The sequence below is a fragment of the Streptomyces sp. NPDC006265 genome (genome assembly GCF_040613555.1).
In the GTDB taxonomy this organism is placed as follows: Bacteria; Actinomycetota; Actinomycetes; order Streptomycetales; family Streptomycetaceae; genus Streptomyces.
The window spans coordinates 1-1,279 of sequence record NZ_JBEXSH010001450.1; the positions used below are offsets into that span (position 1 = coordinate 1).

Annotated in this window: 1 protein-coding gene; it reads left to right on the forward strand. The window is 73.3% G+C overall.

The annotated features are described in order from the left end of the window. Positions 1-81: 81 nt before the first annotated feature. Positions 82-1,266, forward strand: a complete 1,185-nt coding sequence (locus ABZ281_RS49725; protein ID WP_356665483.1) for a sugar diacid recognition domain-containing protein — start codon at positions 82-84, stop codon at positions 1,264-1,266. The last annotated feature ends 13 nt before the right edge of the window (positions 1,267-1,279 follow it).

Below are 1,279 nucleotides of genomic sequence, written 5' to 3' on the forward strand. Positions count from 1 at the left end.
GTACGAACTTGTGGCTGGAGGCACCCCCTCCCCTGTACGGTGCGTCCAACCCTGGCACCGCTCCAGGACGGGAGGGACACCGTGCTGAGCCCGTCACTCGCGCAGGAGATCGCCGGGGACACCTCCGCGGTCATCGGCTTCAACGTGCTGATCACCGACGCCAAGGGCACGGTCATCGGCAGCGGCGACAGCAGCCGCGTCGGCACCTTCCACGAGGCGTCCGTCGAGGTCGTCCGCACGAAGGAGCCCGCCACACACAACGCGTCCCAGGCCCAGCAGCTGCGCGGGGTGCGGCCCGGGATCACCCTGCCCCTGGTCACGGACGGGCAGGCGGTCGGGACCGTCGGGATCACGGGCACGCCCGCCCAGGTGGGCCGCTTCGGTCTGCTGGTGAAGCGGCAGACGGAGATCCTCATCCGGGAGTCCGTGATGCTGCGCTCCCGGCTGCTCGCCGAGCGGGCGGCCGAGAAGCTGCTCACCGACATCGCCTCCTACGACCCGCTGGTCGTGGAGGGCGACTTCCTGATGTTCCGGGCCGCTGAACTCGGCTTCGACCTGCGGCTGCGCCGGGTCGCGGTGGCGTTCGAGGTGAGCGTGCCCGACCCGGGCGTCCGCCGCGGCACCCCGGCCCGGGACATGACGCTGGTCCGTTCCGAGCTGCTGCGGACGGTCCGGGACGTCTTCGCCGACCCGCAGGACATCGTCGCCGGCGCGGCCCCCGGCTGGATCGGCGTCCTGCACCGGCTGCCGGCCAGGACCCCCGCGGACTCGCTCGTCGCCGACTGCCGCCGGGTCACGGACGTCATCGCCGCCCAGGACGGCCTCGCCGCCCGCGCGGGCATCGGCGAACCTGCCGCCTCGGTCGGTGGTCTGCACGACTCCTACCAGGACGCCTGTGACGCCCTGCGCCTGGGCGCCCGGGTGGACGGCGGCCGTACCGTCCACGCGATCGGCGATCTGCGGGTCCACCAACTGCTCGCGGCAGTCAGCCAGTCCGCCCGCACCCGCCTGCTCGACCTGACCGCGGCGCCGTTGCGGGACCAGCCGGACTGGCCGGCGCTGCGCGACACGATCACCGCATGGTGCGAGAGCGGCTTCAGCCTCGTCCGGGCGTCCGCGGCGCTGCACATCCACCGCAACACCGTCGTCTACCGCATGAACAAGATCGAGCAGCTCACCGGCCGTCCGCTGCGCGAGCACCGGACGGCCATGGCGTTGTACCTGGCCTGCCTGGCCGACCGGCTGGGCGGCGGCCCGGACCACTGACCGGCGGCGGCCC